The 1,379-nt window shown below is 73.9% G+C and carries 1 pseudogene; it reads right to left on the bottom strand.

Annotation, left to right across the window (positions count from 1 at the left end):
* Positions 1-1,288: 1,288 nt before the first annotated feature.
* Positions 1,289-1,379: pseudogene (locus AB0G02_RS40405) on the bottom strand (arginine deiminase family protein); the annotation flags it as partial.

The raw sequence follows: 1,379 nt of genomic DNA, 5'->3' as shown, positions 1-1,379 counted from the left end.
GGGCGGACCGCGGGACGCTCGCGCAGCCGTGCCGTCCACCGGCCGGTCGTGGGTGGTTCGCGGACCACGGGCCGTCGCGGACGTCCACCCCCGCGGTGCGGCGGGAAGCGGGACCGACAGGTGCTGCCGGGGGTGCGCGTCCCGGCCTCCCCCCGAAGCGCCGGATGGCCGAACCGGAGCAGAACTCCTCACGTTCCGATCATGGCGGCCTCTACGCTGTGTTTCTTCTTCCCGATCCCTGGAGCACCGGCGGAGGAACCGATCCCCATGCGAGCAACACTGGTACAGGCAGGCTTACGCGGGCTGTCCACCGCGCAGGTCCGTCAGGTCCGCGCGGTGCGGTACGGCGCGGCGAGCGAGGACGTGGCCCGGGTCTACCGGGAGCTCGAACGCGACTTCGGCGTGCTCGCGCCGCCGATCGCGCTGCACGCGTCCTCGCCGGACGTGCTGGCGGCGGCCTGGTTGATGCTGCGCGAGACCCTGCTCGTCCCCGGCTCGGCGCCGAGGGCGCAGAAGGAAGCGGTGTCCACCGCGGTCTCCGAGGGCAACAACTGCCCGTTCTGCATCTCGATGCACTCGTCGATGCTGATCGACCTGGTGGGCTACAAGAACGGCTCGATCCCGGAGCCCGCGGCCCGCGCCGCCGCCGACTGGGCCACCGCCAACGCGACCCCGGACGAGGCGGCCGGCCACCCCGTGCCGTTCCCGGTCGACCAGGCCCCGGAGATGGTCGGCACGGCGGTGATACTGCAATACCTCAACCGGATGGTGAACATCTTCCTGGGCGAGCTGCCGCTGCCCCCGGGCGCACCGGCCGCCTCGATGACGGTGGTGCGCCGGGTGCTGGTGTGGCTGATCAAGACGGCCGAGCGCGGCGGACCCCGGTCGGGCACCTCGCTGGACCTGCTGCCCGACGCGCCGCTGCCCGAGGACATGAGGTGGGCCGAGGGGCACACCGCCATCGCCGGTGCCTACGCGCGGGCCGCCGCCGCCATCGAACGGGCCGGTGAGCGCTCGGTGCCCGCCGAGGTGCGCGCGCTCGTGCTGGAGCACCTGGCCCGGTGGGACGGCAAGCCCGTCGGCCTGAGCCGCGCCTGGGTGGAGGACGCGATCGCGCCGCTGCCCGCGGGCCTGCAGGACGCCGGACGCCTGGCGCTGCTCACCGCGCTGGCGTCGTACCAGATCGACCAGCCGGTGATCGACCGCTTCCGCGAGGTCCAGCCGGACGACCGGGCGCTGATCGACCTGACGTCGTGGTCGAGCCTGGCCGCGGCGCGGCGCGTGGGCATAGCGCTTCGACCAGCAGGTCCGCCAGCAGCAGCACCTCGACGCCGCGCCCGCGCAGCAGCTCGGCGAACGCGTCGTGCTCCTCCTGCGCC

It is taken from the genome of Actinosynnema sp. NPDC023658 (assembly GCF_040639995.1).
GTDB lineage: Bacteria > Actinomycetota > Actinomycetes > Mycobacteriales > Pseudonocardiaceae > Actinosynnema.
Note: the sequence above shows the minus strand (reverse complement) of the source record. Positions and strands in the feature narration are given on the sequence as shown.